This window comes from Streptomyces sp. SPB162, assembly GCF_029504575.1.
Taxonomy (GTDB): domain Bacteria; phylum Actinomycetota; class Actinomycetes; order Streptomycetales; family Streptomycetaceae; genus Actinacidiphila.
This window is the reverse complement of record NZ_JAQFII010000001.1, coordinates 2,457,749-2,473,897: the sequence shown is the minus strand read 5'-3', so window position 1 is coordinate 2,473,897 and position 16,149 is coordinate 2,457,749. Positions and strand designations below refer to the sequence as shown.

Genomic DNA, 16,149 nt, shown 5'->3' with positions numbered 1-16,149 from the left:
GGCAACGGCGAGCTCTACCTCCGGGATGTACTGGACCTTTCCAAGGACGTTCTGGCTGGTTCGTTCAAGATCGAACTGTCTGGTGGCTTCGACGAGACTGCCGAGCGGGGTCCGCGAGTACGTGGTCACTCCTCAGCTCGAGCAGGCACTCCGTCGGGCACTGAAGATCGTTGAGGTGTCGGTGCAGGCGGGGTCGTCCAACGCGGCCTATCTGCACGGTTCCTTCGGTTCCGGCAAGAGCCACTTCATGACCGTGCTGCACGCGATCCTCTCCAACGACCCGGCTGCCCGAGCCAAGCCTGCGCTCCAGCCGGTCATCGCGGATCACGACTCCTGGCTGCGGAACCGCAAATTCCTGATGGTCCCCTTCCACCTGGTCGGTGCGACCGACCTCGACTCGGCGATCCTCGGTGGGTACGTCCGCACAGTGCAGCAGTTGCATCCGGATGCGCCTGTACCTCCGGTCTACCGGGCAGACGCGATGTTCGACGATGCCCGCCGCCAGCGGGCGTTCTTCGCCGACGATGCGCAGTTCGTTCGCTGGCTCGGCGACCCTGCGCTGCCGAAGGACGAACAGGCACCCGCCCGGCAAACTGCTGCGGCGGAGGACGAGGGTGACCTGGAGGACCTCGACGTCAAGGAGGCTCCGAAGGTCTGGACGCCGCCACTCCTCGACCAAGCTCTGGCCGCATCGCCCGAACCGAAGGTCCGCGAGTGGCTGGCTTCCGCGCTGCTGTCCGGGCCGTACTCCTCGTACTCCCGCGGGGCACTTGGCATGAAGGACGCCTACCTCCCGCTGGAGAACGGCCTGGACATCGTCAGCCGGCACGCCAGATCGCTGGGCTACGACGGACTGATCCTCTTCCTCGACGAGCTGATCCTCTGGCTCCAGGCGCATCTGCGTGAGCGGACCTTCGTCAACGACGAGGTCAACAAGCTGGTCAAGCTGATCGAATCGGGTACGGGTGGCCGCGCGCTGCCTGTCGTCTCCTTCATCTCCCGCCAACGCGATCTGTCCGAGCTGATCGGCTCGGACGCGGTTGGCGCCGAGGCCAAGAATCTCGAACAGCAGGTCAAGTATCTGGCGGGACGTATCGACCCGATCAGCCTGGAGGACCGTAACCTTCCGGAGATCATCAAGGAGCGTGTCCTCAAGCCTAAGGACGATGCGGCGAAGGCCGCCCTGGAAGCGGCCTTCGCCCGGATCGAGACCTCGAACCAGTCGGTACGCGACGTATTGCTCGACGCCAACGGCGTCACGCACGCAGACTGGGCGGACTTCAAGGCGCTCTATCCGGTCTCGCCCGTCCTGCTCAACGTGCTGGTAGCTCTCTCCGGCGCGCTCCAGCGCGAGCGCACCGGACTCAAGCTGCTCCAGCAGATGCTCTACAAGCGGCGCGAAGACATGAAGGTGGGTGAGCTGATCCCGCTCGGCGACCTGTGGGACGTCTTGGCCGATGGGATGGGCGAGGCCTTCACCGACCGGTTGCGCAGCGAGGCGGAGGCCGCGACTCGCTTCCACGGGAAGGTGAAGGACCACCTCCTGGAGAAGTATGGGTCTGCCGGCGATGCCAAGTACAAGGCTGACGAACGCTTCATCAAGACGATGCTGCTCGCCTACCTCGCACCCGAGGTACCGGCTCTCGCCCGGTTGACGGGGCCGCGGCTGAACGCGCTGAATCACGGTTCGATCCGCTCGCGCATCGGTCAGGAGGACCGGATCGTGGTCAGGCGAATGCAGGAGCTCCAGGCGCAGTTTCCCGGAGAACTGCGCAGCGACGGCCACGACCTGGACCCGGTGTTCACGCTGCATTTGTCCGATTTGGATGTCGAACCGATCCTGGACAGCGTCGGCGAGAAGGACACCCAAGGGGCACGCAAGCGGTGGGTACAGGAGTGGCTGTGGCGAGAGCTGAAGATCGTCGACAACGGTACGCTCGTAGCGGACCGTGAGATCGTTTGGCACGGCACGCGTCGCATTGCGGAGTTCGTATTCGAGAACGTGGGCGATCCGCAGATTCTCCCCGACGCACAGTTCGAGCCGTCGACCCCGGACCGGATCCGCTGCGTTGTTGACTACCCCTTCGATGAGGAGGGCACGCCCAGCGCAGACGAGAACCGGGTCTACCGCCTGCAGCGCGAGAAGCCGGACGCGGCGACCCTCGTCTGGTTGCCGTCCTTCATCTCCGATCAGCGGGGTACCCAGCTCGGCCGCCTACTGAAGATCAACTACCTGTTGGATCGAGACCGTTTGAAGGACTTCGCCACCCATCTGGGTTCTGACGACCAGGTGCGGGTGCGGCATCAACTGGAGGCGCAGCGCGAGACGCTCGTCGCGCAGCTGGGGCAGGTCCTGCATCAGGCGTACGGAATCGCTAAGGCCAACGAGAGTGACCTGGGCGCCCAGGTTACCGAGGGCAAACACGTCCATGCGTTGTACGCGGGGCACTCCCCTCAGCTCCAGGGCGGTGGGTCCTTCGAGTACAACTTGCTGAAGCTCGCCGACGGGCTGCTGGACGCCATGTATCCCAAGCACCCGAACTTCGACCGTCAGGAGAGCCGTAAGCAGGTCACTCCCGCAAAGTTCAAGATGGTGTACGGGTGGATCGTCAAGGCGATGGACGACAGCTCGCGCAGGGTCGTCGTCGACAGCCGCGATCTGGGCGATGTGGCGCGGATCGTGCATCCACTGGAGTTGGGCGAGGTGCATGACGGGCCGCTCAACGTCTCCACGGACTGGCGCCGGCACATCGACCAGCAGGCGGGCAAGCACGGTGCAAAGGGCGACTTCGCAGTCGAAGACATCCGCGCTTGGATCGCCGAGCTGGGTTGGACAGGGCTCGACAAGTTGGTTTCCAACCTGGTGATCGCGACCTACGCCCTCCTCTCGGACCGCTCCTGGGTGTACAACGGCAGGCCTGACGCCTCGCCGTCCCTGGACCAGATCGGTGCCGGCTGGGCACTGCGAGCACAGGAGCGGCCGAGCGAGGAGGAGTACGCCAAGGCGCACGAGCGGGCTGCGGCGCTGTTCGGCACGACTGTGCCGACGGTGCTGTTCGCCCGTAACGTCAACGCGCTGGCAGCGGATGTCCGCAGCAAGGCTGAGGCGCGCGAAAGTGCTGTCACCGGGTTGCGACGTGCTCTGCTCCGCTACCGCTCAGCCCTCGGCGTCACCGGCGAGTCACCGACCGCACGCGAGCAGTCGGTGCGGGACGCGGCCGACCTCCTCGCTCGGATCAAGCAGACGCCAGAGGCGACACCCCTCACCCGCGACCTTGCTGCGGCGACCTACGCGAGCACGTACTTCGAACTGGGCAAGGTGATCTCCTCCGCTCAGGAGGTGTTGGACGCTCTTGAGGGGACCGACTGGGAACTGATTGACAGCGTACGAAAGTACACCGAGCGCGGGGACGGCCTCGCCGACCGGTCTGTGCGGCTTCTTTCGGAGATTGCAGACGCCGCTTCGAAGAATGAGTTCGATACCAGGCTGGCACCGGTGCTCAGTGGGGCACGCAGCCAAGCCGTGGCGCTGATCAATGAGGCGGCGCGGCTGAGTACCGTCGCGCCGGTCGCGCCCCCGCCCCCCGTTGAGCCCCCCGTGAAGGTCCCGGGTCCCGAGGATGACGGGCAGACCAACCAAGGTGAGCGACGGTCGCCCTCCTTGGACGACGCACCGACGATCAGTTCTCGTCGTTCCCGGCGGATCAAGGCCGCGGAGGGCGGGAGCGTGCTCGAGAACGCGCTCACCCGGGCTCTCGGCGCAGTGCAGGACGAGATCCGTGACTATGCGGCAGCTCACCCGAACGTCGAGATCGAGATCAACTGGCAGGTGTTGCCGACCGGACTGGGAGACAGTGCGAGCCTGCCGGTCGGCGATCTCTGATGGGAGCCCTCGTGCCTGAACTCAACCAGCGGGTCATCACCGGCCTACTGACCACTCGCTTGGCCCGTACCAGGGGCCGTCGACTACTCCTGGTGCATGGGAAATACGTAGCGGGTGGGCCTGAGGAGTTCACGGTTCCCACCGGTGATGGGGCGCGGCGCAAGGTCCGGATCACCCACGCCACGTCGGTACTCGGCCTCACGAACGCCTGGCAGGACCACCTGGCCCGCTGAGGCGGCAGACTTGCTCGTGGTCACCACGGATGTGCCGGGGGATCAGATCAGCCTCGACCTGCTGGGCGAGATGGTGCGCTCACAGATCATCGCCGTTGACGAGGTCGATATCGTCAAGCAGCTCTTTGGCGCCTCCGACCTCGATCCGCGGATGCGCCGTGACCCGTGGCAATGGCTGCCCGCTGCCCTGATCGCAGCCGAGCCTGATGCGGCGCAAGGGGGGTGGCCACAACGCGGGGCCGTGCTCACCCTGGACGCGGCGATGCGTGCCCTAGTCGGCGTGCGGCTCGGACTCGAGGGCGTCTACGAGGGCGGGGTGTCGGTGGACGTCGACGCACTGCTGGCCTGGTCCCGTACCCCGGGGGGCCCCGAGCGCCTTGCCGGGCTGTCTGAGGCCGAACGCCAGGGGATCACCGAATGGCTGGCACAGAGCGCGGGAGAGGCAGCCCCTGTGCTGCTGCGGCTTGCGCTCCAGGGGCGGGGTACTGAGGCCACCGCCCTGGGCGTGTTGGCCTCAGTCATGACCGATGACGCGGCGTCGCCGGATGCTGCTGTGGCACTGGGATCCGTGTTCGGGTCGGGATCCAGGCCCTCCGAATTGCGCGCCTACGCAAGAGCGGTGGAAGGCAGTCTGACCCGCTGGATCGGCGAGGCATCGGGGCGAGGACCACAGAGCGAGGAAGCCCGACAGCGGGTGGTCGATGTGCTCCACCAGGCTAACCAGCTGGCAGGCAATGCCCATCTCACCGCCGCATTGGAAGAGAACCCCTTTCTTCCTTCCGGATTCCAGGCGCGGTTGCATCGGCTAGCGAACGCCCTGCCCGAAGGGCCACAAGCGGCACAGGCAGCCTGGGAACACGTGGCAGAGCATCAACTTGCCGCTCTTCTCTACCCGAAGCGGGTCGAACTCGCGCGCATGGCGGTGCGGCTGAGCCGTTGGCTGGACGCCCCCGACCCAGTCGTGTCTTCGGTCGGGCAGGCCGTGCGCGCACATGTCGCCGATTGGGGGTGGGTGGACCGGGCGCTGGCCCAGCTGTGGGTGGGTGACGAGGAGGCTGAACCCGCCCTGGCTCAGGCTTACCGCACGGTGCACGACGCGGCGCGGCGGCGGCGTGCCCTGCTCGACGAGGCCTTTGCGGGCCGGCTGGAGCCGTGGGCTCAGCACGCCACAGCCGGACAGCCCGAGGAGACTCTGCCCATTGAGGACGTTCTACGGAAGGTTGCACTGAAGCTGGCCGAAAAGCGGCCGCCGCTGGTGCTTGTCCTGGATGGGATGAGCAGTGCGGTCGCGGCCCAGCTCGGCGAGGAGCTGACCGGGGCGGGGCGGTGGAGCGAACTGTCCGGCGACGGGCGGCGGGCCGCTGCCGTCGCGATGATCCCTTCGGTGACCGTGATCAGCCGGGCGACCTTGCTGTGCGGACGCCCGGTCTTGGGTGGACAGAGCGCGGAGAAGGAAGGGTTCGCCGCCTTCTGGAAGCAGCACCAGCACGAGGCCGTTCTCTTCCACAAGAGCGAGATCCCCGGACCGGCAGGGCAGCTGCTCGACCCGCGACTGGTCGCGGCGATCGCTTCGGACGCTGTGGTAGGCGTCGTGTTGAACACGATTGACGAGAGTCTCGATCACGGGCAGCAGAGTTCTCTCGCCGATTGGTCGGTGGTCCGGGTGAAGTACCTTGCCGAACTTCTTAACTCCGCTCGCGGGCAGGGGCGTCCCGTGGTGCTGGTGTCCGACCATGGGCATGTTCTTGACCGGACGGGGGCCGAGGTGGGACCGCTGCCTGCCGAAGGGGTGGAATCGGCTCGCTGGCGTACGGGGGCGTTGCCCGGCGAGGGAGAGGTCGCGCTGACTGGGCCACGGGTGCTGGAGAACGGTGGCCGGGTCATCGTGCCGTGGTCCGAGGTGATCCGCTACACGCCGCGCAAGGCCGGCTATCACGGTGGCGCGGCGCTCGCGGAAATGACGGTTCCGGTGGTGGTCCTGGCGCCTTCGGCCGCGCTGGCGCCGGATGGCTGGAGTGAGCTGCCGCGTGAGTCCGTGCAGCCTGCTTGGTGGGGTGCGGACGCAGCAGCGTCCGTACCTGCACGCCCACCAGTCAAGACAGTGAAGAAGACTGCGCAGGCCAAAGTGAAGCCACGGCCACAGGCGGGCGAGCTCTTCGCTGACGATGCGGTAGAGGTGCCGGTGACGCCCGCGCCGGCCGTGCTCACACTGGGCCAGCAGATCGTCGGCACCAAGATCTACGAGCATCAGGGCAAGTTCGTCCGCAAGGTGCCCGACCGCAAGGTGGTGGCCGCCGTCATCGACGCGCTTGACGCCTCAGGCGGCACACTCTCGCTCGCGGCAGTCGCCGCGGCAGCCGTCGCCTCGGGCGGTCGTACGAACACCCGCCCCGAGGGGTTCGTGACCGTGCTGACCCGGTTGCTGAACATCGAAGGATACGAGGTCATCAGCCTGATCGATTCCCGGGCCAGAGTCCGGCTCAACCGAGAGACGCTGCGTGAGCAGTTTGAGCTGCCCAAGGAGGGCGTGTGAGCACCGCACCGATCAGCGCGGCCCGCCGCCGAGAAGTCATCGACGCGCTGCGGCGCGGGACTGTGCCGCAGGCTGGGCTCGACCTGTTCGCGGTCGGACTGGACCGCTTCGCACCTGCACTGGACGAGCGAATCTCCACGATCGCATCGGGCGGCGCGTCCTTCCACGCAATCCGCGGCGAGTACGGATCCGGGAAGACGTTCTTCGCCCGCTGGCTTGCCGAACGGGCCAAGCGCGCCGGGCTCGCCACCGCCGAGATCCAAATCTCCGAGACGGAAACGCCGCTGCACAAACTGGAAACCGTCTACCGCCGACTCACCGAGCGGCTGACGACGGCGACCGAGCCGGCCAGCGCCCTGCGCTCGGTGGTTGATGGTTGGTTCTACACCCTTGCGGAGGAGGTGGATGAGGCGCATCCGGAACTGGCTGATGACGAAGAGGCTTTGGAGGCAGCGGTCGAGAACCTGATGGAGGAGCGACTGCGCGCGGTCGCCCAGACCACCCCAGCGTTCTCCGCGGCTCTGCGCGGCTACCGCAAGGCCACGCTCGCAGGGGACGCGGCGACCGCCGAGGCCGTGATTGCTTGGCTCGGTGGGCAGAAATCGGTGGCCGCCTCCGCACGGCGGACCGCAGGGGTGCGGGGAGATCTGGACCACTTTGCCGCGCTTGGCTTCCTGCAAGGGTTGCTCACCGTGCTGAAGGATTGCGGGCATCCCGGGCTCCTGGTGGTCCTGGACGAGATCGAGACCCTTCAACGGGTCAGGGGAGACGTACGGGAGAAGGGGCTGAACGCGCTGCGTCAGCTTCTCGACGAGATCGACGCCGGGCGCTTCCCCGGCCTCTTCCTGGTGATCACCGGTACCCCCGCCTTCTATGACGGGCAGCAGGGTGCACAGCGGCTCCCACCGCTCGCGCAACGGCTGGCAACGGACTTCTCGACCGATACGCGGTTCGATTCACCGCGGGCGGTCCAGCTGCGGCTGACCGGCTTCGATCTCGTGCGCCTTGGTGAACTCGGTCGTTCGGTCAGGGATCTGTACGCGGGCGCGGCCAAGAACCCTGAGCGCATCGCCGCGCGGGTCGATGACGCGTACGTTGCTGAGTTGGCCACTGCCGTGACAGGCGAGCTCGGCGGTCGGGTCGGGATCGCCCCGCGGCTGTTCCTGCGTAAGCTCGTCGCGGACGTACTGGACCGGGTCGACGAATTCGACGATTTTGACCCTCGCAAGCACTACGCGCTGACAGTGAACGCCATTGAGCTGAGCGAGGTAGAGCGCAACGCGGCAGCAAACAGCGTCGACGAGATCGAGCTGGAGCTTCCATGACGGGCGCCCCCGAGCCGCTGGATCGGTTGCATCCCGGACTCGTCCATCACATCGTCAACACTCTGGGGTGGCCTGGGCTGCGTCCTCTGCAGGAGGAGGCGATTGAGCCGCTGCTTGACGGCTCGGACGCCGTGCTCCTGGCTCCAACCGCCGGTGGGAAAACTGAGGCAGCAGCCTTCCCACTGCTTTCGAGGATGGCGCAGGAGAATTGGACCGGTACCTCGGTGCTGTACGTCTGCCCCCTGAAGGCGCTGCTGAACAACCTGCTGCCGCGTTTGGAGACGTACACCTCCTGGCTCGGGCGTACCGCCGCCCTATGGCATGGGGACGTGTCCCAACCCCACCGCAAGCGGATCCTGCGGAACCGGCCGGACGTACTGCTGACCACGCCGGAATCGTTGGAAGCGATGCTCGTCAGCACCAACGTCGATCACCGGGCCTTCTTCTCCGGACTGCGAACCATCGTGGTTGACGAGGTGCACGCCTTCGCCGGGGATGACCGTGGATGGCATTTGCTGGCAGTGCTCGAGCGACTGCAGCGTGTCGTTGGGCGGCCTGTGCAACGCATCGGGCTTTCCGCCACCGTAGGTAATCCGGATCAGCTGCTCACCTGGCTACAAGGTTCAGGATATGGCCAGCGCCCGGCTCAGGTCGTCGCTCCGCACCTTCGCGAAGAATCCCCTGTTCTGCCACCGCCCGGCGAAATTCAGGTTGACTATGTAGGGTCCCTGGAGAATGCCGCCACGGTGATTGCAGCCCTCCACCGCGGCGAGAAGCGGCTCGTGTTCTGCGAATCACGCAGACAGGTCGAGAAGCTGGGAGAGAGCCTGCGCGCCAAGGGTGTGACCACTTTCCTGTCTCACGCATCACTTTCAGTGGATGAACGTCGGCGAGCGGAGGAAGCTTTCGCTGATGCGCGTGACTGCGTCATCGTCTCAACTAGCACCTTGGAATTGGGCATCGACGTAGGTGACTTGGACCGCGTCATCCAGATCGACGCGCCTGGAACTGTCGCCTCGTTCCTCCAGCGTCTTGGCCGTACCGGCCGGCGGCCGGGTTCCACCCGCAACTGCCTGTTCCTCGCCGTCGACGAGGACGGACTGATCGGTGCGGCAGCACTCTTGCTGTTGTGGTCGCGCGGCTGGGTGGAGCCGGTGATCGCTCCACCGGAACCACGGCACATCGTCGCGCAACAAGTCCTGGCCCTCTGCTTGCAGGAACATCGAGTCGGAGACCGGCTGTGGCAGGAATGGTGGGGAGGACTCGGCCCCTTCGGGAATTCCGCCGAACCCATCGTGCGACACCTGATTGACGAGGGATTCCTGGACCGTGACGGGGGGATGCTCTTCATTGGTCCCGAAGCCGAACGCCGCTTCGGATACCGACACTTCATGGATCTCACCGCAGTGTTCACGGCAGCTCCGGAATTCACGGTGCTGTCGGGTCGCTCCGAGATCGGCACGACCAATCCCGCGCTACTGACAGAAGAGGTGCCCGGTCCTCGGCGGCTGCTCCTTGCAGGACGGAACTGGCAGGTGACGTATATCGACTGGTCCCGGCGGCGATGCTTCGTCGAACCGGTCGATGGCGGCGGCAAAGCGCGTTGGGGAGGAGTAGGTTCCGGCCGGACCGCATCGTATGAACTGACCCGCGCGGCAAGAGAAGTACTGCTCGGCTCCGACCCGCCGGTGGTCCTCACCGCCCGTGCCACGGCTGCGCTGGCCCAGGCGCGCGAGAGCAGCTCGGAGATGGTCCACCCGGAGGGGACCGTCATCGTCAGGGGCGGGCGTGACACCAACGTGCGCTGGTGGACCTGGGCCGGCTACCGGGCCAACGCCACCCTGGCCGCCACACTCACCACGATCGCCGATCCTCTCCAGAGGCCAACGGACACCTGCATCCGACTTCGCGAGGACGTGACGCCCACTGAATGGAGAAAAGCCACTTCAGAAGCTGTCGATCAACTGTGTCTTCCCGCAGTGGATGCACGTGCGCTGAACGGCCTCAAGTTCAGCGCCGCACTACCCGCTCGGCTCGCGGAGGCAACCCTTGCCGCGCGGCTCGCTGATCTGGAGGGTGCGGCGGCTGCGCTCAGAGAGCCGTCCAGGTTCACGAATGTGGGACTGTGACTTCGATACTGCACCCAGTACGGCGCCGGGCGGCCGCCATCAGGTCGGCGACGACGAACCCGATGGGTGTTAGGCGCGGATGTCTCGCTGTTGCACGTCCTTGAGGATGCCGGCCACGGTGGCGAAATCGTTGTCGATGTGGAGCACGGTGTGGCCGTGGTGGACTGCGGTTGCGCAGACCAGTAGGTCGATCGGGCCGGCGGAGCGGTGCTGGCTTCACTGGGTGAGTTTGTACTGGGCGGTATCCACCCAGCGCCAGGCGTTCTTCGGCACCGCTGAGAGCGGGCACAACGCGTCCAGTTCCTCGGCCAGTTCGTCCCGGTGGGACGGACTGGTGGCCGAGAACAGGAACTCGGTGCGGGTGGGTTCACAGACGCGGAACACTCCGGTCGCGATATGCCCCTCCTAAGGTCGCAGCGCCCCTGGGGTACGGAATAGATGCCACAGCGCCGAGGCGTCGAGGAGATACGAGATCACTCGAAGGCCGCCCGCCGGGCCTGCTTAACAGCGTCATGGGCGGCGGCGGCCTGATCGAACTCACCCTGGGCCCCGCGGGCAGCCAGCTTCTCAGCGGCCTCCAGCCGCTTGACCCGGTCCACGTAGTCGCGCAGGGCCGCGTTGAGTCTCGGCGTCGTTGGTCCGGGCCCTCCCAGGGACAGGCCAGGCAGGCTCCACGATGCAGCCACCGAGCGTCGGTAATGATCTTGTTTATGGACGTCGCCGCGTGACGGGCGCTGGGTTCCTGTCCCGTCTCAATTGATCTGGCCCGGGGTCAGGGCTGTGACCAGCGGTGACCAGATCATTTGAGACGCGTGGTCGGGGGAAGTCTCAGACGATCTGGTCCCGTGGATGCTGGTGCTGTTCGTCGTCTCAATTCATGTGGTTCGGTGGGGTGTTTTCGTCGGGTGACACAGTCAGGTTTGCGGGTACCGGGTGTGCCGGCGTGGGGTGGTGGTCTTACGTGGTGCGTTCCAGGACCATGGCCATGCCTTGGCCGCCAGCGGCGACGATGCTGATCAGGGCGGTGTCGAGGTCGTCCTGGCGCAGGGTGGTCAGTGCGGTGGTGGTCAGTCGGGCCCCTGCCGCGCCGTAGGGTTCGCCCAGGGCGATCGAGCCTCCGTGTGGGTTCATCAGTTCGGGGTCCAGTCCCAGTTCCGTGCAGTAGGCCAGGATCTGGGCGGCGAAGGGCTCGTTGCCGGCGACCGTGCCGAGGTCGGCCAGGGACAGGCCGGCGCGGTTCAGGACGGTGCGGGTCGCGGCGACGGGGGCAGGGCCCTCGGTCTCCGGGGTGCCCGCGCTGACGGCGGTGGCCAGGATGCGGGCGAGCGGGGTGTGGCCGTGGGCTCGGGCGTAGGTCTCGGACATGACGACGAGGGCTGCGGCGCCGTCGGACAGTGGGGCGCTGTTGCCGGCGGTGATCCTGCCGTCGGGTCGGAACCGTGGCGGCAGGGCGGCCAGGCTCTGCTGGGTCACTCCGGTGCGCGGGCAGTCGTCGGCGGTCGCGGTGGTGCCGTCCGGGGTCTTGACCGGGACGATGTCACCGAAGTGGAAGCCCTGGTCCAGGGCCTGTTGGGTGAGGTGGTGGGAGCGTGCGGCGTAGGCGTCCATCTCGGCGCGGGTGATTCCGTACAGGTCGGCGGTGTTCTCGGCGGCCAGCCCCACCGGGATGTAGGGGTCGGGGTGCCCGGCCTCGTTGCGCGGGTCGCTCCAGGGCCCGGCGCCGGCCTGCGAGCGTCGGATGGTGCGTTGCCGTGCGGTGTGGAAGGCGGGGTTCTCGGTGCCGGGCCAGGTGTCGGAACTGCCCTGGGCCAGACGGGACTGGGATTCGACTCCGGCCGCGATCACGACGTCGGCGTCGCCGCAGCGCACCGCCTGGGCGGCGATGCGGACGGCCTGCAGCGAGGAGGTGCAGAAGCGGTTGACGGTCACACCGGGCACGTGGTCCCAGCCGAGGAGTACGGCGGCGATCCGGGCGATGTTGAAGCCCTGCTCACCGCCGGGCAGGGCGCAGCCCACGACCAGGTCGTCCACCTGGCCCGGTTCCAGGCCCGGGGTGCGGGCCAGGGCCTCGGCAACGGTGGCTGCGAGCAGGTCGTCGGGGCGGACGGTGGCCAGGACGCCCTTGTGGGCGCGGCCGATGGGTGTGCGGACGGCTGAGGTGATGACGGCGTGCTGCATGGCGGTTTCCTGTGGTTCTCGGTGGGGAGGTTGTGGGGGCCGGGTGGTCAGAACTGGAGGGTGGGCCGGTGGGTGCGCAGCCATTGGTCCAGGTCCAGGACGAGTTCCAGTCCCTCGCGTGGGAAGCGGTGTGCGCCGTGGGGGTGCAGCAGCAGGCGGCGGACGGCGGCGGTGTCCAACAGGTCGGTGGCGGGGCCTGCGTGTGCCAGGACGCGCTCCACCTGGAGGGTCAGGGCGGTGCGGTAGGCGGGGTCGCGGACGACCGGGTAGGGGCTCTTGCGGCGGGTCAGGACCGGTTCGGGGAGCAGGTCGGTGACGGCGGCGCGCAGCAGGCTCTTCTCGCGGCCGTCGAAGGTCTTGAGTTTCCAGGGGGTGTTGAAGACGTACTCGACCAGTCGGTGGTCCAGGAACGGGACGCGTACCTCCAGGCCGACGCCCATGCTCAGGCGGTCGGCGCGGTCGAGCAGGCAGGGCAGGAACCGGGTGAGGTTGAGGTAGCTGTCGCGTCGCAGTGCGGCCTCGGCGGGTGTGGTTCCTGGCAGGTGCTCGATCTCGGCGCAGGCGGCCCGGTGGAGTTCGGCGCGGTGGGCGGGCAGGTCCAGGGCGGCGGCCAGGGCCGGGTCGAGCAGCCGGGTCAGGTCCGCGCGTTCCAGCACGGTGTCCCAGGGAAAGGATTCTGCTGCCGCGGCCGCGGGGGTGAACCAGCGGTAGCCGCCGAAGAGTTCGTCGGCTCCGTCGCCGGCCAGGGTGACCGGGAAGTCCTCGCGAACCGCGCGGTACAGCTGGAGCAGCGAGGTGTCGAAGTCCCCGAGGGTCAGCGCGTCGCGCAGCGTGCCGGCCCGGGCGCGGTGGGCGGGGTCGGCCAGTACGTCGGCGCCCAGAAGTACCCGGCGGTGGGAGCTGCCCAGGTGGCGCACCATCATCTCGGCGTAGGGGCCGTCCGGGTCGCGTCCCATGGCGTCCGCCTCGCTGGCCTGGTTGCCCACGTTCACCGACAGGGTGTGCAGGGTCCCGGCCGCCGGGCGGGCCAGAGCGGCGATCGCACTGGAGTCCAGTCCCCCGGACAGCAGGACGCTCACCGGCACGTCGGCCGCCATCTGCCCGGTGACGGCCTCTTCGAGCAGGTGCCGGACGCGCGCGATCGTGGCGGGCAGGTCCTCGCTGTGCTCGACCGGGGTCAGCGACCAGTAGCGGTGGCTGCGAATCCCCTGCGGGGTCGCGGTGACCACGGTTGCGGGCGGGACTTCGTGCAGCCCCGCGAAGGCACTGCGGCCGGGTGTCTTGATCATCGGGTGGGCGGACAGCAGCAGTTCGCGCAAGCCGTCCAGGTCCAGTCGCGCGGTCACCGCCGGGTGGACCAGCACCGCCTTGGGTTCGGAGCCGAACACCACCGCGTCGCCGACGCGCGTGTAGCACAGGGGCTTGATCCCGAACCGGTCCCGGGCCAGCGTCAGCCGTCGCGGGCCCGGTTCCCAGGCGGCGTAGGCGAACATGCCCTCCAGTCGGGCGGGTGCCTGTTCGCCCCAGGCGTCGACGGCGTGCAGCACGACCTCGCTGTCGCTGCGGGTGGTGAACCGGTGCCCGAGGGCGGTCAGCTCCCCGCGCAGGCGGGCGTGGTTGTAGACCTCACCGGTGAACGCCACCGCCAGCACCGTGCGCCCGCCGCGCACCAGGACCATCGGCTGCCGGCCCCCGACCAGGTCCACGGTAGCCAGCCGGGTGTGCCCCAACCCCGCCGCGTCCTCGGCCCACCTGGCCGAGGCATCCGGCCCCCGGCATGCCAGGGTCTCCGTCATCTCCTTCAGCGAGGTGTCCCCGGTGCCCCGGGGCACACGGCCCGTGAACCCGGCATAACCAACCAGCCCACACATCCTCGAACATCCCCCCGGCCCCGGCGCGGGGCCCACCGTAGGAACCCGATCCGGCACTTCTCCATCACACCGCGCCACCGCGCGGGAAAGGACAAGCCCCGAGGCCGGACCCAGTACGCCGACCACCACGTGGAACGATCAAGAAGCGCCCGGGTTACTCCCTGACACGGCGAAACACCCGAACGAACGCCCGTCTCACTTGACCTGGACTTTCCCAGGCGGATCGGACCAGATCAACGGAGATCGGGACCAGGTCAAGTGAGACGGGACAGTTCCGGCGGTGTGCCGAACTGCGTGGTGTAGCCGGGTGTCCCTTCTCAACGAGGCGAGTCGTCGTCTCACCCAACCCAGTCGCGTGAGGCGTTGCGTGCCGCGTCAGGCGTCGTTCTTCAGGCATGAGAGACGACAAGAACCACGGTCCCGGCTTTTGGTGACACTGGCTGCGACGGCACTGGGCAAGGAACTGGTCGAGCTGATGGCTCGTGACCCGGCGGCTGGGCGTCGGGCTGCCGAGGGCCTGCTGCGGACAGGGAGGTCCCCTCGGACTGGTGAGCTACTCGCATCACCTGTTGCGGCGAACATCCTGAGGCCGAAAAGATCGTTTAAGGGGTATGAATCGTACGCGCCGCGTCGCAGCCGCTCTGCTGCTCGCCCTCGCCGGCCTCTCCTACTCGGTCCCCGCGCAGGCTGCCGCTGCACCTCCTGCCTGCACGGAGGAGGGCTTCTTCCCTAACCCGGACGACCAGTCAAAGTTCCACCGCTGCGTGGACTTTGATGGGGACTTCACTCGCTTCGACTTCCAGTGCGGACCGGGCACGCTGTACCACCCCGAGCTCATCGCGTGCGTCCACCCGTGGCAGATGCCCCCGGAGTAGACGCGCTCCGGCCAGCAGTTGTACTCCGCTGCTCCGGACGCCCTCAGTCTCAGTCCCTTCCAGGACTGGCCTCGGACTTCCAGACCCAGCCCACCCCTCGGGGCCGGACCCGCCAAGATTCGGTTGGCGGGTGGGTTGGGTGAGACGACGACTCGCTTCGCTGAGAAGGGACACCGGGGTCCCCGTACCCGATGGACCAGGTCGTACGGAGGACTTCTCTGTCGGCGTTTCGGAGACTGATGTAGTGGCGGTGGCGGGCTACGGCTCCGGTGTCGTTGCTCATGGCTCTCCAGTAGGGGCGCGGCGTGGCCGCGCCCCTTGTCGAGTCGAACAGGTCAGTTAGTGCTGGCCTTCGGGCGACGCTTGGGCGCGCGCTTCCGGGGGCGCGGACTCACGGCTGGTTTGGGCTGGTCCTCGACTTCGCCGGTGTCTTTCTCGGCTTGGGGCGGTTCGGGTGCAGCATCTACTACTTCGGACTGAGCTTCGGGCGCTGTCGTCAGTTCGCTCGTACGCTCCGGCTCGGCCTCGACGTCCGGCTCCCGTTCGGTGTCCGCTTCGGGCGCGATTTTGGCGACGGGCTCGGGCTCCGGCTCGGCTTCGGTGACCGGCTCAGGCTCGACCTCCGCAACGTCTTTGCCATCAACGGCGGGGACGGCGGCCGGCGCGGTGTCGCGTTCGGCGGTGACGGCCGCGAGGGCGTTGTGGAAGAGGTCTATCCACGGCCGGTGGCCGACGTAACGGGGTTTGTACTCGAAGGCCGGGAGGAGGTCTTCGAGGGTGCGCAGGATGATGACCGCGGGTTCTTCCTCTTCTTCGGTGACGAGGCTGGCCGCCTTGTTGTAGCGGCGACCCTCGTCGAGGCGCGCGGCCATATGCGCCTCGTGGGCTGCATATTCGGCGGGGGTGGCGCTGTCGGGAAGCGTGGGCGCAGCGTTGCCGGTGATCCAGAGCTGGACGGTGGCTCCGCCGAGGATGGGGCGGAAGCTGATGGCTCGTCCATCGCTGTAGATGAGGTGGGCTGCGCCGTCGGCGGGCGCTTCGGGGTCGAGAGTCCAGTCTCCGCCGAGGCTCTGGACGAGGGTGACCGCGGTTTCTCGGACTGCGGCGTCGGTGATGAGCATG

At 67.5% G+C, this 16,149-nt stretch carries 9 protein-coding genes and 1 pseudogene; 5 read left to right on the top strand and 5 right to left on the bottom strand.

The window, feature by feature from the left end; genetic code table 11:
• Positions 1-82 precede the first annotated feature (82 nt).
• The 4 genes from M2266_RS11470 (at position 83) to M2266_RS11455 (ending at position 10,103) form a co-directional block, all read left to right on the top strand.
• Positions 83-3,883 (top strand): PglY protein, encoded by a 3,801-nt coding sequence (locus tag M2266_RS11470; protein WP_277438105.1) that lies wholly within the window; start codon positions 83-85, stop codon positions 3,881-3,883.
• A 249-nt stretch (positions 3,884-4,132) separates the two neighbouring features.
• Positions 4,133-6,649, top strand: coding sequence for a BREX-2 system phosphatase PglZ (pglZ, locus tag M2266_RS11465; RefSeq protein ID WP_277441157.1), 2,517 nt, complete (start codon positions 4,133-4,135; stop codon positions 6,647-6,649).
• A complete protein-coding gene (gene brxD / locus M2266_RS11460) occupies positions 6,646-7,974 on the top strand; it encodes a BREX system ATP-binding protein BrxD (protein ID WP_277438104.1) in 1,329 nt (442 codons plus the stop codon). Before pglZ ends, brxD begins: the two co-directional genes overlap by 4 nt.
• The gene (locus M2266_RS11455) at positions 7,971-10,103 is read left to right on the top strand and encodes a DEAD/DEAH box helicase (RefSeq protein ID WP_277438103.1); all 2,133 of its coding nucleotides are present in this window, start codon (positions 7,971-7,973) and stop codon (positions 10,101-10,103) included. The genes brxD and M2266_RS11455 overlap by 4 nt, the downstream gene beginning before the upstream one ends.
• Positions 10,104-10,172: 69 nt before the next feature.
• On the opposite strand, the pseudogene M2266_RS11450 reads toward M2266_RS11455, so the two are convergent.
• From M2266_RS11450 to asnB, 4 genes and pseudogenes are all read right to left on the bottom strand, one after another.
• A pseudogene (locus M2266_RS11450) lies at positions 10,173-10,580 on the bottom strand (PIN domain-containing protein).
• On the bottom strand, positions 10,577-10,771 hold the full coding sequence (locus M2266_RS11445) for a type II toxin-antitoxin system VapB family antitoxin (protein ID WP_277441156.1): 195 nt from the start codon (positions 10,769-10,771) through the stop codon (positions 10,577-10,579). The pseudogene M2266_RS11450 and the gene M2266_RS11445 overlap by 4 nt, the downstream one beginning before the upstream one ends.
• A 289-nt stretch (positions 10,772-11,060) precedes the next feature.
• Positions 11,061-12,281, bottom strand: a complete 1,221-nt coding sequence (locus M2266_RS11440; protein WP_277438102.1) for an acetyl-CoA C-acyltransferase — start codon at positions 12,279-12,281, stop codon at positions 11,061-11,063.
• Positions 12,282-12,328: 47 nt separating this feature from the next.
• A complete protein-coding gene (asnB, locus tag M2266_RS11435; protein WP_277438101.1) occupies positions 12,329-14,152 on the bottom strand; it encodes an asparagine synthase (glutamine-hydrolyzing) in 1,824 nt (607 codons plus the stop codon).
• A gap of 611 nt (positions 14,153-14,763) precedes the next feature.
• On the opposite strand from asnB, the gene M2266_RS11430 reads away from it, so the two are divergent.
• Positions 14,764-15,027 carry a chitin binding peritrophin-A domain-containing protein gene (locus M2266_RS11430; RefSeq protein WP_277438100.1) on the top strand — a complete coding sequence of 88 codons (264 nt, stop codon included), beginning with the start codon at positions 14,764-14,766 and terminating at the stop codon, positions 15,025-15,027.
• Positions 15,028-15,362: 335 nt separating this feature from the next.
• Here M2266_RS11430 and M2266_RS11425 read toward each other — a convergent pair whose 3' ends face one another.
• Entirely contained in the window at positions 15,363-16,148 is a 786-nt protein-coding gene (locus tag M2266_RS11425) for a hypothetical protein (RefSeq protein ID WP_277438099.1), read from the bottom strand.
• Position 16,149: the final 1 nt, after the last annotated feature.